Origin of the sequence: Azoarcus sp. CIB (assembly GCF_001190925.1) — a bacterium.
Taxonomy (GTDB): domain Bacteria; phylum Pseudomonadota; class Gammaproteobacteria; order Burkholderiales; family Rhodocyclaceae; genus Aromatoleum.
Window position 1 is genome coordinate 4,315,089 of record NZ_CP011072.1, and the last position, 23,155, is coordinate 4,338,243.

General features: G+C 67.5%; 22 protein-coding genes and 1 riboswitch. Of the genes, 18 read left to right on the forward strand and 4 right to left on the reverse strand.

Going from position 1 to position 23,155, the window contains the following annotated elements:
• Positions 1–9 precede the first annotated feature (9 nt).
• On the reverse strand, positions 10–909 hold the full coding sequence (locus AzCIB_RS19305; RefSeq protein WP_083447077.1) for a transporter: 900 nt from the start codon (positions 907–909) through the stop codon (positions 10–12).
• 379 nt (positions 910–1,288) lie between these two features.
• On the opposite strand from AzCIB_RS19305, the gene thiD (AzCIB_RS19310) reads away from it, so the two are divergent.
• The 14 genes from thiD (AzCIB_RS19310) (at position 1,289) to mgtE (ending at position 16,152) form a co-directional block, all read left to right on the forward strand.
• The gene (gene thiD, locus AzCIB_RS19310; protein ID WP_050417388.1) at positions 1,289–2,128 is read left to right on the forward strand and encodes a bifunctional hydroxymethylpyrimidine kinase/phosphomethylpyrimidine kinase; all 840 of its coding nucleotides are present in this window, start codon (positions 1,289–1,291) and stop codon (positions 2,126–2,128) included.
• A gap of 145 nt (positions 2,129–2,273) precedes the next feature.
• A riboswitch (TPP riboswitch) is annotated at positions 2,274–2,383 on the forward strand.
• A gap of 50 nt (positions 2,384–2,433) precedes the next feature.
• Positions 2,434–4,350 carry a phosphomethylpyrimidine synthase ThiC gene (thiC, locus tag AzCIB_RS19315; protein ID WP_050417389.1) on the forward strand — a complete coding sequence of 639 codons (1,917 nt, stop codon included), beginning with the start codon at positions 2,434–2,436 and terminating at the stop codon, positions 4,348–4,350.
• 255 nt (positions 4,351–4,605) lie between these two features.
• On the forward strand, positions 4,606–5,607 hold the full coding sequence (locus AzCIB_RS19320; RefSeq protein ID WP_050417390.1) for a c-type cytochrome: 1,002 nt from the start codon (positions 4,606–4,608) through the stop codon (positions 5,605–5,607).
• Positions 5,608–5,968: 361 nt separating this feature from the next.
• Positions 5,969–6,496, forward strand: coding sequence for a DUF2478 domain-containing protein (locus tag AzCIB_RS19325; protein WP_157058533.1), 528 nt, complete (start codon positions 5,969–5,971; stop codon positions 6,494–6,496).
• Positions 6,497–6,499: 3 nt separating this feature from the next.
• A complete protein-coding gene (locus tag AzCIB_RS19330; protein WP_050417391.1) occupies positions 6,500–6,757 on the forward strand; it encodes a YkgJ family cysteine cluster protein in 258 nt (85 codons plus the stop codon).
• A 110-nt stretch (positions 6,758–6,867) separates the two neighbouring features.
• On the forward strand, positions 6,868–7,692 hold the full coding sequence (locus tag AzCIB_RS19335) for an undecaprenyl-diphosphate phosphatase (protein ID WP_050417392.1): 825 nt from the start codon (positions 6,868–6,870) through the stop codon (positions 7,690–7,692).
• A 62-nt stretch (positions 7,693–7,754) separates the two neighbouring features.
• Complete coding sequence (locus AzCIB_RS19340; protein WP_050417393.1) at positions 7,755–8,342, forward strand: YqiA/YcfP family alpha/beta fold hydrolase; 588 nt, start codon at positions 7,755–7,757, stop codon at positions 8,340–8,342.
• Positions 8,339–9,187 carry a methyltransferase domain-containing protein gene (locus tag AzCIB_RS19345; protein WP_050417394.1) on the forward strand — a complete coding sequence of 283 codons (849 nt, stop codon included), beginning with the start codon at positions 8,339–8,341 and terminating at the stop codon, positions 9,185–9,187. The genes AzCIB_RS19340 and AzCIB_RS19345 overlap by 4 nt, the downstream gene beginning before the upstream one ends.
• Entirely contained in the window at positions 9,184–10,083 is a 900-nt protein-coding gene (gene rarD, locus AzCIB_RS19350; RefSeq protein ID WP_050417395.1) for an EamA family transporter RarD, read from the forward strand. The genes AzCIB_RS19345 and rarD overlap by 4 nt, the downstream gene beginning before the upstream one ends.
• A gap of 72 nt (positions 10,084–10,155) precedes the next feature.
• Complete coding sequence (locus tag AzCIB_RS19355) at positions 10,156–12,069, forward strand: ribonuclease catalytic domain-containing protein (RefSeq protein WP_050418464.1); 1,914 nt, start codon at positions 10,156–10,158, stop codon at positions 12,067–12,069.
• Between the two features lie 12 nt (positions 12,070–12,081).
• Positions 12,082–13,038 (forward strand): energy transducer TonB, encoded by a 957-nt coding sequence (locus AzCIB_RS19360; protein WP_083447078.1) that lies wholly within the window; start codon positions 12,082–12,084, stop codon positions 13,036–13,038.
• A 13-nt stretch (positions 13,039–13,051) separates the two neighbouring features.
• On the forward strand, positions 13,052–13,885 hold the full coding sequence (gene aroE, locus AzCIB_RS19365) for a shikimate dehydrogenase (protein WP_050417396.1): 834 nt from the start codon (positions 13,052–13,054) through the stop codon (positions 13,883–13,885).
• Positions 13,882–14,574, forward strand: coding sequence for a monofunctional biosynthetic peptidoglycan transglycosylase (gene mtgA / locus AzCIB_RS19370; protein WP_050417397.1), 693 nt, complete (start codon positions 13,882–13,884; stop codon positions 14,572–14,574). The genes aroE and mtgA overlap by 4 nt, the downstream gene beginning before the upstream one ends.
• A gap of 135 nt (positions 14,575–14,709) precedes the next feature.
• Positions 14,710–16,152, forward strand: coding sequence for a magnesium transporter (gene mgtE, locus AzCIB_RS19375; RefSeq protein ID WP_050417398.1), 1,443 nt, complete (start codon positions 14,710–14,712; stop codon positions 16,150–16,152).
• 144 nt (positions 16,153–16,296) lie between these two features.
• On the opposite strand, the gene hemL is transcribed toward mgtE, so the two are convergent.
• From hemL to thiD (AzCIB_RS19390), 3 genes are all read right to left on the reverse strand, one after another.
• The gene (hemL, locus tag AzCIB_RS19380) at positions 16,297–17,580 is read right to left on the reverse strand and encodes a glutamate-1-semialdehyde 2,1-aminomutase (protein ID WP_050417399.1); all 1,284 of its coding nucleotides are present in this window, start codon (positions 17,578–17,580) and stop codon (positions 16,297–16,299) included.
• An 84-nt stretch (positions 17,581–17,664) separates the two neighbouring features.
• Positions 17,665–18,309 carry a thiamine phosphate synthase gene (gene thiE / locus AzCIB_RS19385; RefSeq protein WP_050417400.1) on the reverse strand — a complete coding sequence of 215 codons (645 nt, stop codon included), beginning with the start codon at positions 18,307–18,309 and terminating at the stop codon, positions 17,665–17,667.
• Positions 18,290–19,255, reverse strand: a complete 966-nt coding sequence (thiD, locus tag AzCIB_RS19390; RefSeq protein ID WP_198149568.1) for a bifunctional hydroxymethylpyrimidine kinase/phosphomethylpyrimidine kinase — start codon at positions 19,253–19,255, stop codon at positions 18,290–18,292. The genes thiE and thiD (AzCIB_RS19390) overlap by 20 nt, the downstream gene beginning before the upstream one ends.
• Positions 19,256–19,645: 390 nt before the next feature.
• On the opposite strand from thiD (AzCIB_RS19390), the gene AzCIB_RS19395 reads away from it, so the two are divergent.
• The 4 genes from AzCIB_RS19395 to AzCIB_RS19410 all read left to right on the forward strand — a co-directional run bounded on the left by AzCIB_RS19395 (position 19,646) and on the right by AzCIB_RS19410 (position 23,148).
• Positions 19,646–20,041: a response regulator gene (locus AzCIB_RS19395; RefSeq protein ID WP_050417401.1), complete on the forward strand. Its 396-nt coding sequence runs from the start codon at positions 19,646–19,648 to the stop codon at positions 20,039–20,041.
• Positions 20,042–20,057: 16 nt separating this feature from the next.
• Positions 20,058–20,423: a response regulator gene (locus AzCIB_RS19400; RefSeq protein WP_050417402.1), complete on the forward strand. Its 366-nt coding sequence runs from the start codon at positions 20,058–20,060 to the stop codon at positions 20,421–20,423.
• Between the two features lie 6 nt (positions 20,424–20,429).
• Positions 20,430–20,945 (forward strand): chemotaxis protein CheW, encoded by a 516-nt coding sequence (locus AzCIB_RS19405; protein WP_050417403.1) that lies wholly within the window; start codon positions 20,430–20,432, stop codon positions 20,943–20,945.
• A 67-nt stretch (positions 20,946–21,012) separates the two neighbouring features.
• Positions 21,013–23,148, forward strand: a complete 2,136-nt coding sequence (locus AzCIB_RS19410) for a methyl-accepting chemotaxis protein (RefSeq protein ID WP_050417404.1) — start codon at positions 21,013–21,015, stop codon at positions 23,146–23,148.
• Positions 23,149–23,155: the final 7 nt, after the last annotated feature.

The following is a 23,155-nucleotide window of genomic DNA, read 5'->3' on the forward strand; positions in this document are numbered from 1 at the left end:
GTGCGCGCCTTACCAGGCGTAGACGTACTTGAGATTGAAGCTGTCGGTCGCGCCGTGGCTCTCGCCGTCGATGCCGCGCGAGTAGCGCACGGTGATCGACTGGTTGCCGTAGTACTTGAACATCACGCCGAGTCCGGCCGTCGTCTCGTGGCTGTCGGGGAGCTTCACGCCCGCGGCGCGGTTCCTCCAGCCTTGCTGGCGTTCGTAGTCGAGCGCGAGGAAGGGTTCGATCGCGTCGTCGATCTGGTAGCCGAGGCGATGGTTGGTATGGAAGAGCGTGCCCGGGGTCGCGTCGGCCGCCGTCGATTCGCCGAAGAACACGAAGCCGGCGTCGGCGGTATAGGTCAGCCTGCCCATCTGCACGTCCCAGAACAGGCTCGTCAGGTTCTTCCACACGTCGCCGCCGCCGATGTCGCTGTCGCCGACCGGCAGCTGCATGAAGCTCTGGATCCCCAGAGTGGAAGCCGGACTGGGCTTGTACCAGGCGGCGAAGCCGGTGATCGGGTCGCCGATGCCGCTCGCGGAGCTGCGCGCATCCGAGTTCCGCACACCGACTTCGGGCACGATGACCTCGTATGCGAGCCCGATCTTCGGGTTCGATTCGGGCGTCCAGAAGCGCACGTACTTGGACAGGCCGACGATCGTGCGCGTCTTCGCCGCGCGACGCCGGTCACCGTCGCCATCCCACTGGCGATCGCCGTCCTGGAAGGTCGCGTATTGCACGAATACGTTGAAGGGCTTGAAATCGACCGGCAGGTCATACTCGTGCGGCCCGATCACGTCGAGCGTGACCTGCGCCTGTGCCGGCGCCACGGCAGCGAGAGCCGCCAGGGCTACGATGGGCGCGGCCTTCCGGATCGGCCGTGTCAGCGCGTCGCTCCCCGCGCGGCCGGAATGTCTGGTGTGCATTGGATGTCTCCTCGTTATGTCTTGCTGTGCGCGGGACGGCAGACGCAGCCCGCGGGATTCCCTTCGCGAATCCCGTGCCACGTCGGGTTTTCTTTTTCTTCAATGACTTGCGAAACGACGAGAGACGGACCGCGAGACAGCCGTCTCGATACGCGGGTGAGACGGGCGATACAGCTGTCTCAGCAGGGGGCGTAGGGCGGAAAAGCGAAAGCGCCTTCCGCCGCATGGAGAAGTCACCGATGGACATGCGGCGGCGCTTTTGCAAACCCGGCCTACGGCTTATCCGACCTACGGAAAATCGCGATTACCCTGACGGCTTGCCAGCACGGAAACGTTTCGGTAGCGTCGCCCGCCTGCTCTCCTGTTTCGAGGTAAGACCGTGCAGCGCCAGATTCCCAACGTCGTCAGCATCGCCGGCGTCGACCCCAGCGGCGGGGCCGGCGTGTTCGCCGACATCAAGACCTTTTCCGCGCTCGGCGCTTATGGCTGCGGCGTCGTCGCCGCGCTCACCGCACAGAACACGCAGGCCGTGACCGGCGTGCATACGCCGCCGACCGACTTCCTGCGCCTGCAGATCGACACGCTGTTCGCGGACGTGAAGATCCACGCGGTGAAGCTGGGCATGCTGGGCAGCGCCGAGATCGTCGCGACGGTCGCGGACCGGCTCGCGCACTTCGACGCGCCCTTCGTCGTTTGCGATCCGGTCATGGTCGCGAAGAGCGGCGACCACCTGCTCGCGCGCAATGCGGTCGCGATGCTGATCGAGGCGCTGCTCCCACGCAGCTTCATGATCACGCCCAACCTCCCGGAAGCCGGCGTACTGCTCGAGCAGCGCCCGCCGGAAACGGTGAAGGAGATGTACCGCGCCGCCGAACGCCTGCGCGAGATGCTGCCGCTGTCGTCCGAGCGCTGGGTGCTGCTCAAGGGCGGTCACCTGCCGGGCAGCGAGGTCGTGGACCTGCTCTTCGACGGCGACCGCATGATCGAGCTGCCATCGCCGCGCATCGAGACGAAGAACACCCACGGCACCGGCTGCACGCTGTCGTCAGCGATCGCGGCCCTGCTGCCGCAGCACGCGGGCGGCTTCCGACCGGTCGAGGCGGCAGTACGCAATGCACGCGACTACCTGCTGCGAGCGATTGCGGCATCCGGCGCCCTCGCCGTCGGAAGCGGACATGGTCCCGTGCATCACTTCCACCGCTGGTGGCCGACGACCTGACGCGCCGCTGCGCGCGACGGGAAACGGCGGCCCGGTAGGCCCGTAATCACGTCCGGACGCCGCCTTCCTCTAAAATCCGATTTATCGAACCATTTGTTCCGATTTTTACTTATTTACACGCACCAAGCTTTGGCGTAACGTGTCGCAACTTACCTAGGGGTCCTGGTCTTCCTTTTGCTTAGGGAGCCGGGTGAGAAAAACCCTTTGAACCTGATCCGGGTAATTCCGGCGAAGGGAAGCGTAGGTGCGTCATGCGCCTCCTCCTTCCGGTCGTCCGCCCGGCCCTGCCCCACCGAGGAGAGCGCATGAACGCCAACGAAAAATTCATCGCAGCGAAGGCCCACGTCGACGAGGCCGCGATCGCCCCGCTGCCCAATTCCCGCAAGATCTACGTCGAAGGCTCGCGCCCCGACATCCGCGTGCCGATGCGCGAGATCTCGCAGGCCGACACGCCGACCGCCTTCGGCGGCGAGAAGAACCCGCCGATCTTCGTCTATGACACGTCCGGCCCCTATACCGACCCAACGGCGAAGATCGACATCCGCTCGGGCCTGCCCGCGCTGCGCAACAAGTGGATCGAGGATCGCGGCGACACCGAAGTGCTCGCGGACCTCTCCTCCGAATTCGGCCGCCAGCGCGCCGCGGACCAGTCGCTCGACGAGCTGCGCTTCCCCGGCCTGCACCGCCATCCGCGCCGCGCCAAGCCCGGCATGAACGTGTCGCAGATGCACTACGCGCGTAAGGGCATCATCACGCCCGAGATGGAATACGTCGCGATCCGCGAGAACATGAACCGCCGCGCCTACGTCGAGACGCTGCGCGGCACAGGCCCGACCGGCGAGAAGATGGCGAAGCTCCTGACCCGCCAGCATCCGGGCCAGCATTTCGGCGCGTCGATCCCCGAGGAGATCACGCCCGAGTTCGTGCGTTCCGAAGTCGCGCGCGGCCGCGCGATCATCCCGAACAACATCAACCACCCGGAAAGCGAGCCGATGATCATCGGCCGCAACTTCCTCGTGAAGATCAACGCCAACATCGGCAACTCGGCGCTCGGTTCGTCGATCTCGGAAGAGGTCGACAAGATGACCTGGTCGATCCGCTGGGGCGGCGACACCGTGATGGATCTCTCGACCGGCAAGAACATCCACGAGACGCGCGAGTGGATCATCCGCAACTCGCCGGTGCCGATCGGCACGGTGCCGATCTACCAGGCGCTGGAAAAGGTGAACGGCAAGGCCGAGGACCTCACCTGGGAGATCTTCCGCGACACGCTGATCGAACAGGCCGAGCAAGGCGTCGACTACTTCACGATCCACGCCGGCGTGCTGCTGCGCTACGTGCCGATGACGGCGAACCGCATGACCGGCATCGTCTCGCGCGGCGGCTCGATCATGGCGAAGTGGTGTCTCGCGCACCACAAGGAAAGCTTCCTCTACACGCACTTCGAGGACATCTGCGAAATCATGAAGGCCTATGACGTGGCCTTCTCGCTCGGCGACGGCCTGCGTCCGGGTTCGATCTACGACGCCAACGACGACGCGCAGCTCGGTGAATTGAAGACCCTTGGCGAGCTCACCGACATCGCGTGGAAGCACGACGTGCAGACCATCATCGAAGGTCCGGGCCACGTGCCGATGCACCTCATCAAGGAGAACATGGATCTCCAGCTCGAGCACTGCAAGGAAGCGCCCTTCTACACGCTCGGGCCGCTGACCACCGACATCGCGCCGGGCTACGACCACATCACCAGCGGCATCGGCGCCGCGCAGATCGGCTGGTACGGCACCGCGATGCTGTGCTACGTGACGCCGAAGGAACACCTGGGCCTGCCGGACAAGAACGACGTCAAGGAAGGCATCATCACCTACAAGCTCGCCGCGCACGCCGCCGACCTCGCGAAGGGCCACCCCGGCGCGCAGATCCGCGACAACGCATTGAGCAAGGCACGCTTCGAGTTCCGCTGGGAAGACCAGTTCAACCTCGGCCTCGACCCGGACAAGGCGAAGAGCTTCCACGACGAGACACTGCCGAAGGAGTCCGCCAAGGTCGCCCACTTCTGCTCGATGTGCGGCCCGCACTTCTGCTCGATGAAGATCACGCAGGACGTGCGCGACTTCGCCGCGAAGGAAGGCCTGAAGGAAGAGGAAGCGCTGCAGAAGGGGATGGAAGTGAAGTCGGTCGAGTTCGTCAAGGCCGGCGCCGAGGTGTACAAGAAGATCTGACGCTATCGCGCGACGCAGCAGGCAACGAAGACGGGCCGCCCAGTGCGGCCCGTATTTTTTTGTGCGGGGCAGCGTGGTCGCCGGCCGCGATCGGCGACGACACCGCCATCGCGCAATCTCTTGATCCATCAAGGTAAACCCCGAGCCCAAAGCGGGCAGTCTTAAGGCTCGAACCGTTGCACGCCTGAAACGGAATCTATAGAGTCTATATATAAGAATTTGATAATTTATTGACACTTAACGAGAGAGAATTTCATGCATGCACGTTTCGCGGCGGCCAGCCTCGGACTCCTGCTGGTGGCGACACCCGCGCTCGCCCAGCAAACTCCCACGCTCAGCCTGATCGACCGTCCCGCCCCCACCCTCGACACCCTGCCGAAGGACGCCTACGGGGAACTCGTGCGCTACGGCCACGAACTCACGACCCGCACATTCGCCGTCATCGGACCGGAAGTGCAGGAGCGCAGCATGCGCTTCGCCGGCAACAACCTCGCCTGCACGTCCTGCCACCAGAACGACGCCACCAAGCCCTACGCGATGCCCTGGGTCGGCGTCGCCGCGACTTTCCCCCAATACCGCGCGCGCGAGGACGCGATCAGCTCGGTCGAGGAACGCGTGAACGGGTGCATGGAGCGCAGCATGAACGGCCAGGCGCTGCCGCTCGATTCGCGCGAGATGAAGGCTTTCGCGGCCTACATCCATTACATGTCCCGCGGCGTGCCGGTTGGCGCGAAGGTCGAGGGCGCCGGAGCGAAGCAGATCAAGGTGCCCAACCGTCGCGCCGACCTCGCCGCCGGCGAGGCCGTGTATGCCAGGAACTGCGCCGCCTGCCACGGCGTGGACGGCCAAGGCCAGCGCCGCGGCAAGCCCGGCGACGCCGAGGGCTATGTATTCCCGCCGCTGTGGGGCAAGGACACCTTCAACAACGGCGCCGGCATGAACCGCATGCTGACCGCGGCGGCCTTCATCAAGCACAACATGCCGCAGGGCACCACCCACGCGGCGCCGGTCCTGAGCGACGACGAAGCCTTCGACGTTGCCGGCTACGTGCTGTCGAAGCCGCGTCCGATCAAGGCCGGCCTCGACAAGGACTTCCCTGCGCGCTGGAACAAGCCGGTGGATGCCGCCTTCCCGCCCTACGTCGATGGCGCCTCGGCCGAGCAGCACCGCTACGGTCCCTATCCGCCGCTGATGGACATGGCGAAGCAGCGTGCCGAGGCAATGAGGGCGGCCCGCGACGCCGCCGCGGCGCGCTGAGAAGCGCCCGACAAAGCCCGCGACGGCACGAACTTCGCCCCTGTCGCCCCCTCCAACATCTACGTTTCGCCGGCACCATCCGCACCAGCGGCTGGCCGGAGGAACGGTCGATGGAGGATCCCGCGATGGGCAGATTGCTGACAGCCCTATTCACGGCGCTCGTCACGAGCCTTCTCGCAGCCGGCACAGGGTGTGCGACGACCGCGACGGACGGCACGCAGTCATCGGCCCCGTCCCGCGACAGCATGCGAGGCGGCGGAGGCGGCTACTGACGAAGGCCCCGCAAGGGGCCGCGCGCCCCCTGTTTCGTCCGGGCGCCGCGGGGTGAGACAATGGCGGATCACCCACGCGCGCCACCACCATGACCACCGACCAATCCCTGCCGATCGCCGCCATCGTCTATCGCCCCACCGACCACATCGAGCCGGTGCTCCTGGAGGCCGCACGCACACTCGCCGGCGCAGGGGTGCGGCTGGGTGGCATCCTGCAACACGACATCCCGACGACGATCAATGACCCCTGCGGCATGGAACTGGAGGATCTCGCATCGGGCGAGCGCTTCGCCCTGTCGCAGGATCTGGGCAGCGGGTCGGAGGCCTGCCGGCTCGATCCGGACGCGCTCGCGCATGCCGCGGTCGCGGTCCGCGGTGCGCTCGAACGCGGCGCGGAACTCGTCTTCATCAACAAGTTCGGCGCGCAGGAAGTGAGCGGAGCGGGACTGCGGACCGAGATGGCGATGGCGGTGACGAGCGGCGTGCCGGTCATCACGGCGGTGGGGGAGCGCTTCCTCGCCGAATGGCAGCACTTCACCGGTGGCCAGTCGACGCTCCTCGAACCGAAGGTCGCCGACATCCTTGCGTGGTGGCGCGCGCTGCCCGCGCGCGCCTGAACGATGGAATGCCGCGCGGCCTGCGCCGCCTGCTGCATCGCTCCGTCCATCTCCAGCCCCATTCCCGGCATGGAGGGCGGCAAGCCCGCCGGCGTGCGCTGCGTCCAGCTCGACGAGGCCGACCGCTGCCGTCTCTTCGGCGACCCGCGTCGCCCCACAGTATGCGGCAGCCTCGCCCCCAGCCCGCAGATGTGCGGCACGCATCGCGAGTCCGCGATGCGGTGGCTGACCGATCTGGAAACGCTCACCGCTCCGGCCTGACGCTTACGTTCCGTTGCGACTGAGGGACGATTTGTGCCGTACTGCAACATGACGAGGGGTATCATCGCGCCTTTCGTTCATCATCGCCCCGGCGCAAGCCGCCACGCCTCATGGATCTCGCCCAGCTGTTCGTCGCCCTGCTTCTCGGCATCATCGAAGGCCTCACCGAATTCCTGCCGGTTTCCTCGACCGGCCACCTGATCATCTTCGGCGATCTGCTCGGCTACAACGACGAGGCCAGCAAGGTGTTCAAGATCGTGATCCAGCTCGCGGCGATCCTCGCGGTGTGCTGGGATTACCGCGAGCGCCTCGTGCACGTCGCGACCGGCGTCGTCAGCGATCCCGCCGCGCAGCGCTTCGTCGGCCTGCTGATCGTCGGCTTTCTGCCCGCAGCCGTGCTGGGCGTGATGTTCCACTCGAAGATCAAGGCGCTGCTCTTCAACCCGCTCACCGTCGCGACCGCGCTGATCGTCGGCGGCTTCGTGATCCTGTGGCTGGAAAAGCGCAGCTACCATCCGCGCATCAATGCCGTCGACGAGATGCGCTGGCCGGACGCGCTCAAGGTCGGCTTCGCGCAGGCGCTGGCGATGATTCCCGGCACCTCGCGCTCGGGCGCGACCATCATGGGCGGGCTGGTGTTCGGCCTGTCGCGCAAGACGGCGGCAGAGTTCTCCTTCTTCCTCGCGATCCCGACGATGTTTGCGGCGACGGCGTACGACCTCTACAAGGCGCGCGACATGCTCCACGCCGGCGACCTGCCGGTGTTCGCGGTCGGCTTCGTCGCGTCCTTCGTCGCCGCGATGTGGGCGGTGAAGACCTTCATCCGCTTCGTCTCCAATCACACCTTCATCGTCTTCGCGTGGTACCGCATCATCTTCGGCCTCATCGTGCTGGCGACGTGGAAGTTCGGTCTCGTCGCGTGGAGCGAGGTCTGAGCGACCGGGAATCCGCCGTCCGTGGTTAAACTAGGGGCTCCGTCACAGCTCCTGCATACGCGATGATCATCTACCTGCACGGTTTCCGCTCGGCTCCCGCGTCGATCAAGGCGCAGGCGCTGCAGCGCCACATGCTTGCGAAGGGGCTGGGCGAGGAATTCTGGTGCGAGCTGCTGCCGCCCGAACCGGACGCCGCGATCGCGCTCGTCGAACGCCGGATCGCGCGCTGCCGCACGGAACGTCCCGCCCTCGCGCCGACGCTGGTCGGCAGCTCGCTGGGCGGCTACTACGCGACGCACCTCGCCGAGAAGCACGACCTCAGGGCCGTGCTCGTGAATCCGGCCGTCGTCGCGCCGCTGTCGCTGGAAGCCTACGTCGGCGAGCAGACCAACCTCTACACGGGTGAAACCTTCGACTTCAAGGACGCCTACATCGCCCAGCTGCGCGCGATGGACGTCGCGACGATCGCGCGCCCGCAGAACTTCTGGCTGATGGTCGAGACCGGCGACGAGGTGCTGGACTACCGCGACGCGGTCGCGAAGTACGCCGGCGCGCGCCAGACCGTGCTCGAAGGCGGCGACCACGGCTTCTCGCGCTGGACCGACTACCTCGACGACGTGATCGCCTTCGCCGGGCTCGCCGCACGATGAGCGCGCCCGCAGACTTCGACGCGCGCCGCTTCAAGGCGCAGGAGCGCGCCGGCTTCAACCGCATCGCCGCGCGCTACGCCGACGGCGCCCATCTGCGCGCCGACCTCGCGCAGGCCTTGCTCGATGCGGCGGATCTAGCGCCCGGCCAGCGGGTGCTCGATCTCGCGAGCGGACCGGGATTGCTCGCCCGCGACGCCGCCGCCCGCATCGCGCCGGGCGGCTGGGTGCTCGCGAGCGACATCGCCGACGGCATGCTCGCCGAGGGCGCCCGCCGCACGGCCACCGAGGGCAAGGCCGACGCGCTCGGCTTCGCCGCGGCCGACGCCGAACGCCTGTGCCTGCCCGACGCGAGCTTCGACCGCGTGCTCGCCGGCCTCGCGCTCTTCATGTTCCCGCACCCGCAGCAGGCGCTCGCCGAGATGCGCCGCGTGCTGCGCCCCGGCGGACGCGTCGCACTCTCGGTGTGGGGCCCGCGCGAGTCCGTGCCGCTGATCGCGCGCGCACAGGACTGCATCGCCCGGCAGCTCCCGCCCCCCAAGGTCGCCCGTCCCTCGGTGTTCCGCTTCGGCGACGACGCCGCACTGACGACCGCTCTGACCGAAGCCGGCTTCGCGGACGTACGCATCGCGCCCTGCCCCTTCCGCTGCCACTTTCCCGACGCGGAAAGCTACTGGCAGGCCTTCCTCGATCTCGCCGGCGGCGCGGCCGAAGCCCTCTCGCGCCTGCCCGAAGCCACTCAAGCTGCCCTGCGCGCCGCAGTCGAAGCCGACCTCGAAAGCCATCGCAGCAAGGACGGCGACTACACCGTCGAAGCCCTCGCGCTGGTCGCGACCGCGCGTTCATGACCGCGGCCGCAATCGATTCGCAACGGCGCCGCCAGGGCGTCGTCGCGACGCTGATCGCATTCACGATCTGGGGGCTGATGCCGCTCTACTTCAAGGCGGTCGGCAGCGTGTCGCCGGGCGAGATCGTCGCGCACCGCGTGCTGTGGTCGGTCGTCTTCCTCCTCGCGCTGCTCGCGCTGTGGCGCGGCTTCGACGGCCTGCGCCGCCTTATGGCCCAGCCGCGCCTGATCGGACTGCTCGCGCTGTCGGCCTCGCTCACCGGCAGCAACTGGCTGGTCTTCGTGTGGGCAATCTCGGAAAACCGTCTCATCGAGGCGAGCTTGGGCTACTTCATCAATCCGCTGGTGAGCATCCTGCTCGGCCGCCTCGTACTCGGAGAGCGCATGCGTCCGCTGCAGCAGGCGGCGGTCGCGCTCGCCTGCGCCGGCGTGGCGTGGCGCGTGTGGCAGGTCGGCGCGCTGCCGTGGATCGCACTCTTCCTCGCGATCACCTTCGGCCTGTATGGCCTGCTCAGGAAGCGCGCGCCGGTCGACGCGATCAACGGTCTGTTCGTCGAAACCCTGGTCACCGCGCCGCTCGCGATCGGCTGGCTGATCTGGCTCGCCAGCCGCGGCAGCCTGCAATTCGGCCAGGACCTCGCCACCGACGCGCTGCTGCCGCTCGCCGGCGTGCTCACCGCCGTGCCGCTGATGCTGTTCGCGATCGGCGCCCAGCGCCTGCCGCTATCCACGATCGGCTTCCTGCAGTACCTCGCACCCAGCATCAACTTCGTGCTCGCGGTGTTCGTCTTCCGCGAACCCTTCGACGCCGGCCAGCTCGCCGGCTTCGCGCTGATCTGGGCGGCGCTCGCCGTCTATTCGGTCGACATGCTGCGGGCGAGCCGCGCGACACGATAGTCCGCGGCAGCCCTCTGCGCCCGGCGGTCGAATCCTTTAAACTGTCGGGCTTGCTCAAGTATGGCGGTTCCGATGTTCGTGCTGTTCGAAGAGGATGGGGCCTTCAAGGCCGGGACCATCCTCGCTGATAACGATTCCTCGCTGCAGGTCGAGACGTCCCACGGCAAGCGCGTGAAGCTGAAAAGCAACCACGTGCTGATGCGCTTCCGCGAGCCGTCGCCGGGCGACCTGCTCAACCGCGCCGAAGCCGGCGCCGAGGAACTGGACACCGCCTTCCTGTGGGAAGTGTGCGGCGACGACGAGTTCGCCTTCGACGCGTTTGCCGCCGAATACCACGGCCACGCACCGAATGCCGTCGAATCCGCGAGCATCCTGCTGCGCCTGCACTCGGCGCCGATGTACTTCCATCGCAAGGGCCGCGGCCGCTTCCGCAAGGCGCCCACCGACATCCTGCAGGCCGCGCTCGCCGGCCAGGAGAAGAAGCGCCAGCAGGCCGAAGCGATCGAGCGCATGCGCGCCGAGCTGGTCGCGGGCCGGATGCCGGCCGAGATCGCCGGCATGCTGCCGCAACTCCTCTACCGCCCCGACCGCAACCGCGTCGAGACCAAGGCCTTCGAGGCCGCCTGCGTAGACGCCGGGCTATCGGCCCCGCGCCTGCTGCTGCAATGCGGCGCGCTGGAGTCGAGCTACGACTTCCACTACAACCGCTTTCTGTTCGAATACTTCGAGGAAGGCACCGCCTTCCCGAGGTTCGAAGCCCCGACCGATCCGGCGGATCTGCCGCTCGCGCAGGTCGCCGCGTTCTCGATCGACGACGCCACCACCACCGAAATCGACGACGCCTTCTCGGTGACGCCGCGCGAAGGCGGCGGCTGGCGCATCGGCATCCACATCGCCGCACCCGCGCTCGGCTTCGCACGCGGCTCCTCGCTCGACGCGATCGCGCGCCGACGCCTGTCCACCGTGTATATGCCGGGCAACAAGATCACGATGCTGCCCGATGCGATCGTCGAGACCTTCACGCTCGCCGCCGGCCGCGAATGCCCCGCCGTATCGCTGTATCTCGACGTCACCGCGGCACTCGCCGTCCAGCGCCACGAGACCGTCGTCGAGCGCGTGCCCATCGTCGCGAACCTGCGCCACCACGATATCGAGCCGCTCTTCAACGAGCAGGTGCTGCACGACCACTCCGGTGGCCCCGACTTCAAGTGGAAGCGCGAACTCACGCTGCTGTGGGATCTCGCCAACGTGCTCGAGGCCGGCCGCGGCAAGGCCGAGGACAACCGCAACCAGGTCGACTTCAACTTCTATGTCGACTGGCAGACGCACACCGCGGACGGCCCTGGCTACGTCACGATCACCCAGCGCAAGCGCGGGTCGCCACTCGACAAGCTGGTCGCCGAGATGATGATTCTCGCCAACTCCACCTGGGGCAAGCTCCTCGACGAAGCCGGCATTCCCGGCCTGTACCGCGTGCAGAGCGGCGGCAAGGTGCGCATGTCCACCGCCGCCGGCCCGCACGACGGCCTCGGCGTGGACTGTTACGCATGGTCGAGCTCGCCGCTGCGCCGCTATGTCGACATGGTCAACCAGTGGCAGATCGTCTCGGTACTGCGCGACGAAGCGCCCGCGTTCGCACCGAAGTCCGCCGACCTGATGGCCGCGATGCGCGACTTCGACGTCACCTACGCCGCCTACGCCGACTTCCAGCGCCAGATGGAACGCTACTGGTGCCTGCGCTGGCTACGCCAGCAGCCGGGCATCACCGTCGATGGCAAGGTGCTGCGCGACAACCTCGTGCGCCTCGACGCGATCCCGCTGATGGTCAAGGTGCCCTCGCTGCCGGTGATGCTGCCGGGCACGCGCGTGCGCCTGACGGTCGAACACAGCGACCTGCTCGACGTCGACATCAGCGCACGCTTCGTCGAGATGCTCGCCGAGCCCGATCCCGCGGAAGCGGCCGACGCAGCACTCGAAGGCAACTGAACGCCGGACGGCATGGATCGCATCATCGCCCCTCGCACACCGCACACGACCAGCGGGCCGGCACGCCCCGCCGCCGTGGTCGCCACGCCACTCACGACCCGACGCGGAACGGGAATCCTGCAAGGCGACCCGCTGCTCGCGATCGCCTTCCTGCTGTCGCTCGCGATCCATGCGCTGGCGCTGTCGATCGGCTTCACGATGGACGTCGGACCGCGACCACGGGAACCCGACCGCGGCCTGGAAGTGGTGCTCGTCAACGCACGCCACGCACGCGCCCCGGAAAAGGCCGACGTGCTCGCGCAGGCCAACCTCGACGGCGGCGGCACCAGCGAACAGAACGTGCGCCCGAAGTCGCCGCTGCCGCCCCAGCCCACGCAGCGCGACGGCGACACCCTCACCGAGTCGCGCAAGCGTACCTCGGATCGCAGCGCCGCCCGCCCCGAGGTCATGACGGCACCAAAATCGGCCGCGCAGACCCAGGCCGCCGTGCAGCAGCCCGATCCTGCGGCCATCGAGCCGAAACCGTCGGGCCTCGACCTGCTCGACAGCGTGGCGGCCGCCGCGCGCCTCGAGGCCGAGATCGAACGCAAACTTGAGGAATACGCGAAGCGTCCGCGCAAGACGCCGCTCACCGCGGCGCGCGCGAAGGAATATCGTTTTGCGCAGTACGTCGAGGACTGGCGGCAGAAGATAGAACGCGTCGGCACCCTCAACTACCCTGACGCTGCGCGCGGCCGACTGTATGGCAGTTTATTGCTGTACGTTGCGATCAAGGCCGACGGTTCGGTCGAACGAGCCGAAATCATGCGTTCCTCGGGAGAGAAAGTGCTCGACGAAGCCGCGCTGCGCATCGTCAAGCAAGCCGGCCCGTTTGCCCCCTTTCCCGACAACATCCGCGCGGACACCGACATCCTCGAGATCGTGAGGACCTGGACCTTCACCAACGCCGACCGGCTCACCGCCCACTAGACACGCCACGCTCATGGACCGCTACGCCGTCATCGGAAACCCCGTCGCGCACAGCAAATCGCCGGTGATCCACGCCGCCTTTGCCACGCAGACCGGACAGACGCTCACCTACGAGGCGCTGCTCGCGCCGCTCGACGGCTTCGCCGCAACGGTCGCCGGGTTCCGCGCCGCCGGCGGACGCGGCTGCAACGTCACGGTCCCGTTCAAGCTCGAAGCCTTCGCGCTGGCCGAGCGCCGCTCGCCGCGCGCACAGGCCGCCGGCGCCGTGAACACCCTCAAGTTCGACGCCGACGGCATCTACGGCGACAACACCGACGGTGCCGGCCTCGTGCGCGATCTCACGCACAACCTCGACTGCCCGCTCGCCGGCCGCCGCATCCTGCTGCTCGGCGCGGGCGGCGCCGCGCGCGGCGTGATGCTGCCCCTGCTGTCGGCCACCCCCGCCCGCCTCACGCTCGCGAACCGCACCGTGCCGCGCGCCGAAGCGCTCGTCGCCGAATTCTCCACGGCCGCCGGCAGCACGCCGCTCGCCGCCGGCAGCTTCGCGGATCTCGCCGGATCGCAGTTCGACGTCGTCATCAACGCGACCGCTGCGAGCCTCGCCGACGAGGCCCCGCCGCTGCCGCCCGGCCTGTACGCACCCGGCGCGCTAGCCTACGACATGATGTACGGCCGCGGCGAGACGCCCTTCCTCGTCGCGGCCCGCAGTGACGGCGCCGCACGGCTCGCCGACGGCCTCGGCATGCTCGTCGAGCAGGCGGCAGAGAGCTTCCTGCTGTGGCGCGGCGTGCGCCCCGCGACCGCACCGGTCCTCGCCGAGTTGCGGCACCAGATTGAAGGCAGATGAAAACGCTCCTGCGGCGCGCGGGCTGGGTGTGCGTGGCGCTCGTCGCGCTGCTGCTGTTGTACCAGCTGTGGATTCTCCTGCTGGTGCTGTGGTGGAGCCACTTCAACCCGTCCAGCACCAGCTTCATGGACATCCGCCTCGACGAGCTGCAGGAGAAGCGCCCCAATGCCGAACTGCGCCACGAATGGGCGCCCTACGAGCGCATCTCCATCCACCTCAAGCGCGCCGTGATTGCCGCCGAGGACGACAGCTTCGTCGACCATGAAGGCTTCGACTGGGAAGGCATCCAGCGCGCAATGGAGAAGAACCAGCGCAAGGGCCGTGCGGTCGCGGGCGGCTCCACGATCAGCCAGCAGCTTGCAAAGAACCTGTTCCTGTCGCCGACGCGCAGCTACTTCCGCAAGGCACAGGAAGCGGTCATCACCGTGATGATCGAGACCGTGTGGAGCAAACGCCGCATCCTCGAGGTGTATCTCAACGTCGTCGAATGGGGGACCGGCATCTTCGGTTGCGAAGCGGCCGCGCGCCGCTACTACGGCGTTCCGGCCAGCCGGCTGGGCCCCGACCAAGCCGCGCGCCTCGCGGTGATGCTGCCCAATCCGCGCAAGTACGAGAAGCAGTTCGGCCCACGGCTGGCGGCCCACGCGGCACGCATCCGCGGGCGCATGGCCTACGCCCAGGTGCCTTGAGCCGTCTTCACAGCCGCGCCACGGCGCGCGACTGACGCGTCGCAACATTTTCGGCCTTCCGGGGTCGCAAGAGCACCGCGAAGTCCGTAGAATTCGCGCCTTACGACAGATCCCACACACCGCCCGGAGGCGCCGATGAGCGAGCAGGACGAACGCCACCCGGAAGACGTCCAGCAGCACCTGCGCGAAGTGCAGGAGCTGCTGGCACGCCACAAGGTGGTGGAAGATCTCGTCCATCGGCAGGACATGCCCCGCCACGAGCTGGTCGAGAATCTCGTCCACAAGCAGCACGTCGCCGAACTCCAGGCCAAGCTCGACACGCTGCACCCCGCAGACATCGCCTACATCCTCGAGGCGCTGCCGCTCGAGGACCGCCTGTTCGTGTGGGATCTCGTCAAGGCCGAGCGCGACGGCGACATCCTGCTGGAAGTCTCCGACGCGGTGCGCGAGTCCCTCATCGAGACGATGGACCCGCACGAGCTCAAGGCCGCAGCGGAAACCCTCGATGCGGACGAGCTCGCCGACCTCGCGCCCGACCTGCCGCCCGAGGTCATGCTGGACGTGTTCCAGTCCCTCGACAGCGAGGAACGCGAACAGCTGCGCGCGGCGATGTCCTTCCCGGAGGAATCGGTCGGCGCACTGATGGACTTCGACATGGTGACGGTCCGCGAGGACGTCACGCTCGAGGTCGTGCTGCGTTACCTGCGCCGCTTCGACGAGCTGCCGGACCACACCGACAAGCTCTTCGTGATCGACCGCGAAGACCACCTGAAAGGCATCCTGACGCTGGAATCGCTGCTCATCAACGACCCCGAGATGGTCGTCGGCGAGGTCATGCACAAGGAAAACGTCATCAGCTTCGAGCCCGAGGACGAAGCCGACGACGCGGCCCAGGCCTTCGAACGCTACGACCTCATATCGGCGCCGGTGATCGATGGCGAGAAGCGCGTGATCGGCCGGCTGACGGTCGCCGATGTCGTCGATTACATCCGCGAGGAATCCGAGCACGAGATCCTCAGCCACGCCGGTCTGCGCGAAGAGGAAGACATCTTCGCCTCGGTGTGGGACTCGGTTAAGAACCGCTGGGCGTGGCTGGCGATCAACCTCGTCACCGCCTTCATCGCCTCGCGCGTGATCGGCGCCTTCGAGGGTTCGATCGAGAAACTCGTCGCGCTGGCCGCGCTGATGCCCATCGTCGCCGGCATCGGCGGCAACTCGGGCAACCAGACGGTCACGATGATCGTGCGCGCGATCGCGATGGGCCAGGTCGAGCAGTCCGCGATGCAGCGCCTGATGCGCAAGGAGATGGGCGTCGCCGTCGTCAACGGCCTCGTGTGGGGCGGGCTGCTCGGGCTCCTCGCCTGGGCACTCTACGGCAGTGCCTCGCTCGGCGCGGTGATGACCGCGGCGATGACGCTGAACCTGTTGCTCGCCGCCTGCGCCGGCGTGCTGATCCCCATGGTGCGCCTGCGCTTCGGTGCCGACCCGGCCATGGGCGGCTCGGTGATGATCACCGCCCTCACCGACTCGGGCGGCTTCTTCATCTTCCTCGGACTCGCGACGCTGATCCTGCTCTGAAGCAAGGAGCCTACGCGTTGCGGGATAGGCCGTAGGGCGGAAAAGCGAAGCGCCTTCCGCCACGCAGCGCCCGAAATTTGCACATACGGCGGAGTGATTGCCAAATGAGGCCTCGGCTCATCCGCCCTACGCTCACGCCTCCGCTCAGCGCAGCGCTGCGAACACCGTCCTTGCCGCCGCGATCGTCGCGTCCACATCCGCCGCCGTGTGCGCCGCCGACACGAAGCCCGCCTCGAAGGCCGAGGGCGCGAAGTAGTGCCCGGCATCCAGCAACGCGTGGAAGAAGCGGTTGAAGGTGTCGCGGTCCGAGGCCATCACTTCGGTGTAGGAGCGCGGCACGCCCTGCGCGAAATACAGGCCGAACATGCCGCCGACCGAATCGGCGCAGAAGGTCACGCCCGCGTCGCGCGCCGCCGCCGACAGCCCGTCCACCAGCTGCGTCGCACGCGCCGCGAGCGTGTCGTAGAAACCCGGCTCGCGCACCAGCTGCAGCGACACCAGGCCCGCCGCGACCGCGACCGGGCTGCCCGACAGCGTGCCGGCCTGATACACCGAACCCAGCGGCGCGATGTGATGCATGATGTCGCGCCGGCCGCCGAAGGCGCCCACCGGCATGCCGCCACCGATCACTTTGCCCAGCGTCGTCAGGTCGGGGGTGATGCCGTAGAGGCCCTGCACGCCCTGCGGGCCGACGCGGAAGCCGGTCATGACCTCGTCGAAGATCAACACGGCGCCGTACTTCGTGCACAGCTCGCGCAGCCCCTCGAGGAAGCCCGGCAGGGGCTTGATCAGGTTCATGTTGCCGGCAATCGCCTCGACGATCACCGCGGCGATCTCGTTGCCGCGCGCCTTGAAGACGTCCTCGACCTGCCCCAGGTCGTTGTAGTCGAGCACGATCGTGTGCTTCGCGAAGTCCGCCGGCACGCCGCCCGAGGACGGGTTGCCGAAGGTCAGCAGGCCCGAGCCCGCCTTCACCAGCAGGCTGTCGGCGTGGCCGTGGTAGCAGCCCTCGAACTTGATGATCCCATCGCGCCCGGTGAAGCCGCGTGCGAGGCGGATCGCGCTCATCGTCGCCTCGGTGCCCGAGCTCACCAGCCGCACCATTTCGATCGACGGCATCAGTTCGCAGATCAGTTCGGCCATCTCGACTTCGCCTTCGGTCGGTGCGCCGAAGGACAGCCCGCGCAGCGCCGCCTCGCGCACCGCCTCGACGATGGCCGGATGGGCGTGACCGGTGATCGCCGGCCCCCACGAACCGACGTAGTCGATGTAGTCCTTGCCGTCCGCATCCCATACGCGCGCCCCTTGCGCACGCTCGATGAAGCGCGGCGAACCGCCGACCGAGCGGAAGGCCCGCACGGGCGAATTGACGCCACCGGGGATGGTTTTCTGGGCACGCTGGAAGAGGAGTTCGTTCTTGCTCGTCATATCGGGTTGCACTCGTCGATTGGCAAAGAGGAAATGGATCGAAAAAAGGAAACTGCGGGAAGGGCGGAATACCGCGCCACGGACTCAGCCGGACAGCCCGAAGGCGGCGCGATACGCCGCCGCACGCCCCCCTGGATCAGGATCATCGAAGACGTCGGAAATCACCGCCAGCAGGTCGGCTCCCGCCTTAATCGCCTGCGGAGCGTTGTCCAGCGTGATGCCGCCGATCGCCGCAATCGGCAGCTTCAGCTCGCGGCGCGCGCGAGTCAGCAGTTCGAGCGGCGCATGCACCGCGGCGGGCTTGGTCGGGGATGCGAACAGCGCACCGAAGGCGACGTAATCGGCTCCCGCGGCGGCCCCCTCCTCCGCCCGCGCCCATTCGTTGTAGCAGGTCACGCCGAGGATGCGCTCCGGCCCCAGCGCTGCACGCGCCGCACGCAGGTCGCCGTCGTCGCGCCCGAGGTGCACGCCATCGGCCCCTACCGCGAGCGCGAGTTCGAGGCTGTCATTGACGATGAAGGGCACGGCAGCCTCGCGGCACAGTACCGCGATCGCTGCCGCCTGCTCCCGTCGCCGCGCCACATCCGCCTGCTTGCTGCGGTACTGCAGCAGCGCGGGGCGCCCGGCGAGCGCGCTGCGGACACCGGTCAGCAGCGCCTCACTGTCCGCCGTATCGGGGGTGATCAGATATAGCCCGCGCAAGGCGTGCTCACGCTTTGCCATCGTCATCCTCGTTCGCCCTCGCCCAGAAGAAACGGTCCGGAACGGCCATGCCCATACCGGGCCGATAGGCGCTGGACAACGCCTGCCAGGTGAATTCCTGCGCCTCGCCCATCGCCTCGGCCACCGTCATGCCATGCGCCAGCGCCCCGACGAGCGCAGCGGCCAGCGTCGCGCCGGCGCCAAGGAAGCGGCCCGGCAGGCGCTCCCACGCATCCGTGCGCACGACGCCCTCGCGCCCGACCAGCACGTTGACGAACTGCGGCCCGGGCTCGCCGGCGCCAGTCAGCAGCACGTAGCCCACGCCACGCCCGAGCACGCGCGCGATCGCATCCGCAAGCGACAGGGCATCGTCCTCCTCGTCCGCGTCGTCGTCATCCCCGACGACGTCTCCTTCCATTTCGCCGGGCGCGAAAAGCTCGCCGAGCTCGTCGAACTCGTCGGCGTCGACGGCCTCGTCGCTGTCGTCATCGTCGCCGCCCGGGGGCGTCAGGGCGGCCAACTGCAACACCTCGCTGCGACTCGCGACCAGCACCGTCACCTGCGGCAGCACCAGCTCCGCAAGCGCCGCCAGCATGTCCTCGCCCGCGGCCTCCTCGCCATCCACGATGGACAGCGCCGGCTCCAGCACCAGCGGGACATCGGGATAATCGGAGAGAATTTCGGCGATCGCCGCGACATTCTCGACGCTGCCGACCATGCCCAGCTTGAAGGCCTGCACCGGGATGTCCTCGAGCAAGGCACGCGCCTGCGCATCGACGGCGTCGCTATCCAGCGCCAGCAACTCCTCGACGCCGCGCGTGTCGCGCACCGAGATCGCCGCGACGACCGACAGGGGGTGACATCCCATGCTCGCAAGCGTCAGCACATCCGACTGGAGGCCGGAGCCGGCAGTCGCGTCGCTGGTCGCAAAGCACAGCACGACAGGGGGAACAGCGGTGAATCCGAGGGGCATGAAGGAATCTGCCGTCTATACCAGACGGCTGATCTGGCACGGCATGAAAAATGCGGTAAGATGCGGCGGATTTTACAGCCAATTTGCCCGGAGCATGCTTATAGATGGCCAATACGCGCCCCCATACCGGAAGCATCCGGCGCGCGCGCTCATCGGCCACCCTGGCGGGGGCACTTGTGCCTGCGGCAAGGCTTGGGGCCTCCGTGAGCGCACCCCGGCAGCCGGGCGGGCAGCGGCATGCAGGACGCTCGACGCCGCACCTCCGCAGCATGCCCCGAACGACACACGGATATGTCGCCGCACTGGACCAGGCGGCATGTCGCAGCACCCGCGCGATGCACGGACGCGCGCGCTGCGACCACCCCGGGCCCGCCAGCAAGGATTGAAGCCATGGATCTGACCGGACTCAAGGTGATGGTGATCGACGACAGCAACACCATCCGCCGCAGCGCCGAGATATTTCTCACCAACTCCGGCTGCCAGGTGCTGCTGGCCGAGGACGGCTTCGACGCGCTCGCGAAGATCGCCGACCATCATCCCGACGTGATCTTCGTCGACATCATGATGCCGCGCCTCGACGGCTACCAGACCTGTGCGCTGATCAAGAAAAACTCGCAGCTCGCCGCGACGCCCGTGATCATGCTGTCGTCCAAGGATGGCCTGTTCGACCGCGCACGCGGTCGCATGGTCGGGTCCGACGAGTACCTCACCAAGCCCTTCACCAAGGACAGCCTCCTCAAGGCGGTCGCCACCCATGCCGCACGCAAGGCCGGCACGGATCATTGACTGGAGTCCCATCGCAATGCCAATCAAGAAGATACTGGTGGTCGACGATTCCCCGACCGAACGCCTCGCCCTGACCGAACTTCTGACGGCCAAGGGCTACCAGGTCGTCACCGCCGATAGCGGCGAGGATGCCATCGTGCGTAGCAAGAGCGAAAAGCCCGACCTCATCCTGATGGACGTCGTCATGCCCGGCATGAACGGCTACCAGGCCACGCGCACCATCTCGCGCGACGCGGCGACGAGCGGCATCCCGATCATCATGTGCACCAGCAAGGGGCTTGAGACCGACCGCATCTGGGGCATGCGCCAGGGCGCGCACGACTACCTCGTCAAGCCGGTCAATCCGGCCGATCTCATCGCACGCATCCAGGCGCTGGGCTGACGCTCGATGGCCAAGCGACTCAGCCTGCGCGAATTCCAGGAAGACCTGGTACGGCGCTTTGCCGAAGCACAAAGCGGCAACCGCCGCGCACTGCTGGGCGTGCGGGCGGGACGCGAAAACTGGCTCATCAATCTCACCGACAGCGGCGAGATCCTGCCCGCTCCACCGCTGGCGTCCGTACCGCTCACGCACGAGTGGTTTCGCGGCCTCGCGAACGTGCGCGGCACGCTGTTCAGCGTCGTCGACTTCTCCGCCTTCCACAACGGTCCGCTCACGGTTCCCGGCGGACCGGCACGCCTGCTGCTCGTTGGCGCACGCCACGGCACGAACTGCGCGCTGCTGATTTCGAACGCCCTCGGACTGCGCAACCCGGACGACTTCCGCACCGATCCCGACGGCGGCGCGGACGAGCGGCCCTGGGTCACCGAGCGCTTGCTCGACGCCCGCGACCAGCACTGGCTGCGGCTCGACGTGCCGACGCTGCTTGCGCACCGCGCCTTCCTCCAGGCCGGACTCGAGTGAGTACGCACGCGGCCCGTTCCTCCAACCATTACGGCAACCCATCATCCGATCTCGCGGAGCACACACCATGGCCCTCAAGCTTCCGACGCTGAACTTCAAGAAAAAGAAGAAGGCCGACCCGGAAGGCGCGCCACTCGCCACCACGATCATGGAGGCGGCCCCGCCTCGGCGCGGTCCCGAGCCGGCAGCATCCAAGGGCGGCGCGAAGCGCGCCAACGGCACCGCCAACCGGTTCGCCATGCTCGCCACGGTGTTCGCGGCAGCCTCCTTCGCAGGTCTGGGCCTGCTCTACTACCAGTACCGCCAATCGGGCAACGCCACCGCTTACATCGCGGCGGCAGGCGAAATGGAGACCACCTCGCAGCGCATCGCCAAGGCCGCCCAGCTCGCCCTGCAGGGCAACGCACAGGCCTTCGCCGAACTGCGCACGAGCACGAACCGCTTCACCGGCCTGCTCGAAGCGCTTGCCAAGGGCGGCAACATCGAAGGCCGCGACCTACCGGCCGCGCCCGCGGGCGTCCAACCGCAGGTGGATAACCTCGCGGCGAAATGGCGTCCGACTGCCGAACTCGCGAATCAGCTGATCGCCCAGGAAAAGAATCTCCTCGTGCTCAACCAGTCGGTGGCCACGATCAATCAGCAGAACGAGGCCCTGTACGAGCAGGCACGGCAGATCGTGCAGGCGCGAGTCGGCAGCAACGCACGCGACGTCACGGCCGCTACCAACAGCGTCGTGCTGACGCAGCGCATCGCGAAGAACGCGAACGCGCTGCTGGTCGCGAACGCGATCGATCCGGAAACGGCATTCGCGCTCGGCAAGGATGCCAAGTCGCTCACCGAAGTGATCAACGAGTTGCGCACGACGACCACCGATCCCGAAGGGCGGCGACGCGTGAATGAATTCGCGACCGGCGCGACCGAAACCCTCGACGCCATCGACGACATCCTGCAGCACATCCAGGCCCTCGTGCAGGCGAAGAAGGCGGGCAGCGACATCTTCGGCGCTTCCGAACCCCTATCGACGAGTGCGCGCGATCTCTCCGCCGCGCTGTCCTCTGCAAACAGCGGCCTGTCGCCGGCCACACTCGGCATCGCGCTCGCCGCGATCGTCGGCCTCATCGCCCTGAGCCGCATGGCACAGGTGAACACGCGCGAACTCGCCGCGCGCCAGCTCGAAGCGGAGCAGCATCAGCGCGCTGCGGAAAACGAGCGCAACGTCGCGCAGCAGGCGATCCTGCGCCTGATGAACGAGATGGGCGACCTCGCCGACGGCGACCTCACCGTACGCACCACCGTTTCGGAAGACATCACCGGCGCGATCGCGGACTCGGTCAACTACACCATCGAGGAGCTCTCGGTGCTCGTGCGGCGAATCAACGACGCCGCGACGCGCGTCACGCAGGCAACCGAATCCGCGCAGAAGACCTCGAGCGAACTCCTCGGCGCAACCGAACGGCAGTCGCGCGAGATCGAGGAAGTCGGCACCACCGTCGAGCAGATGGCCAAGACCATGACGGAATCGTCCGAACGCGCCCTGCGCTCCGCCCAGGTCGCGCGCCGCTCGCTCGAATCCGCACGCAAGGGCGCGGGCGCGGTGGAAAACACCATCAAAGGCATGAACGGCATCCGCGAGCAGATCCAGGAAACTTCGAAGCGGATCAAGCGCCTCGGCGAATCCTCGCAGGAGATCGGCGAGATCGTCGAACTGATTTCCGACATTACCGAGCAGACCAACGTCCTCGCGCTGAACGCCGCCATCCAGGCGGCCTCCGCCGGCGAAGCGGGCCGCGGCTTCACCGTCGTTGCGGAAGAAGTGCAGCGCCTCGCGGAACGCTCTGCCGAGGCGACCAAGCAGATCGCGGCGATCGTGAAAACGATTCAGACCGACACCAAGGACGCCGTCGGCTCGATGGAAAACGCGACCCGCGACGTGGTCGAGGGCGCCCAGCTGTCCGACGCCGCCGGCCAGGCGCTGGCCGAGATCGGCGAGGTCTCGACCGAGGCCGCGCGCCTCATCGAACAGATCTCCAGCGACACGCAGCACCAGGCAGCCACCGCGACGCGCGTCGCGGCAACCATGAAGGAAATTCTCGCGATCACCGAACAGACCGCGACCGGCACGCGCCAGACCGCGGTGTCGGTTGGCCAGCTCGCCGACCTCGCCGTCGAACTCAAGGGCTCGGTGTCGGGCTTCAAGGTCTGACGCACTC

Bases quoted from the DNA above. Each gene is read 5' to 3' on its own strand.
- AzCIB_RS19355 (WP_050418464.1), top strand. From the start codon at position 10,156: ATGTTCGTGCTGTTCGAAGAGGATGGGGCCTTCAAGGCCGGGACCATC.
- AzCIB_RS19360 (WP_083447078.1), top strand. From the start codon at position 12,082: ATGGATCGCATCATCGCCCCTCGCACACCGCACACGACCAGCGGGCCG.
- AzCIB_RS19305 (WP_083447077.1), bottom strand. From the start codon at position 909: ATGCACACCAGACATTCCGGCCGCGCGGGGAGCGACGCGCTGACACGG.
- AzCIB_RS19395 (WP_050417401.1), top strand. From the start codon at position 19,646: ATGGATCTGACCGGACTCAAGGTGATGGTGATCGACGACAGCAACACC.
- AzCIB_RS19335 (WP_050417392.1), top strand. From the start codon at position 6,868: ATGGATCTCGCCCAGCTGTTCGTCGCCCTGCTTCTCGGCATCATCGAA.
- AzCIB_RS19410 (WP_050417404.1), top strand. From the start codon at position 21,013: ATGGCCCTCAAGCTTCCGACGCTGAACTTCAAGAAAAAGAAGAAGGCC.
- hemL (WP_050417399.1), bottom strand. From the start codon at position 17,580: ATGACGAGCAAGAACGAACTCCTCTTCCAGCGTGCCCAGAAAACCATC.
- AzCIB_RS19340 (WP_050417393.1), top strand. From the start codon at position 7,755: ATGATCATCTACCTGCACGGTTTCCGCTCGGCTCCCGCGTCGATCAAG.
- aroE (WP_050417396.1), top strand. From the start codon at position 13,052: ATGGACCGCTACGCCGTCATCGGAAACCCCGTCGCGCACAGCAAATCG.
- thiE (WP_050417400.1), bottom strand. From the start codon at position 18,309: ATGACGATGGCAAAGCGTGAGCACGCCTTGCGCGGGCTATATCTGATC.
- AzCIB_RS19325 (WP_157058533.1), top strand. From the start codon at position 5,969: ATGACCACCGACCAATCCCTGCCGATCGCCGCCATCGTCTATCGCCCC.
- mtgA (WP_050417397.1), top strand. From the start codon at position 13,882: ATGAAAACGCTCCTGCGGCGCGCGGGCTGGGTGTGCGTGGCGCTCGTC.
- AzCIB_RS19320 (WP_050417390.1), top strand. From the start codon at position 4,606: ATGCATGCACGTTTCGCGGCGGCCAGCCTCGGACTCCTGCTGGTGGCG.
- thiC (WP_050417389.1), top strand. From the start codon at position 2,434: ATGAACGCCAACGAAAAATTCATCGCAGCGAAGGCCCACGTCGACGAG.
- AzCIB_RS19405 (WP_050417403.1), top strand. From the start codon at position 20,430: ATGGCCAAGCGACTCAGCCTGCGCGAATTCCAGGAAGACCTGGTACGG.
- AzCIB_RS19345 (WP_050417394.1), top strand. From the start codon at position 8,339: ATGAGCGCGCCCGCAGACTTCGACGCGCGCCGCTTCAAGGCGCAGGAG.
- mgtE (WP_050417398.1), top strand. From the start codon at position 14,710: ATGAGCGAGCAGGACGAACGCCACCCGGAAGACGTCCAGCAGCACCTG.
- AzCIB_RS19400 (WP_050417402.1), top strand. From the start codon at position 20,058: ATGCCAATCAAGAAGATACTGGTGGTCGACGATTCCCCGACCGAACGC.
- rarD (WP_050417395.1), top strand. From the start codon at position 9,184: ATGACCGCGGCCGCAATCGATTCGCAACGGCGCCGCCAGGGCGTCGTC.
- AzCIB_RS19330 (WP_050417391.1), top strand. From the start codon at position 6,500: ATGGAATGCCGCGCGGCCTGCGCCGCCTGCTGCATCGCTCCGTCCATC.
- thiD (WP_198149568.1), bottom strand. From the start codon at position 19,255: ATGCCCCTCGGATTCACCGCTGTTCCCCCTGTCGTGCTGTGCTTTGCG.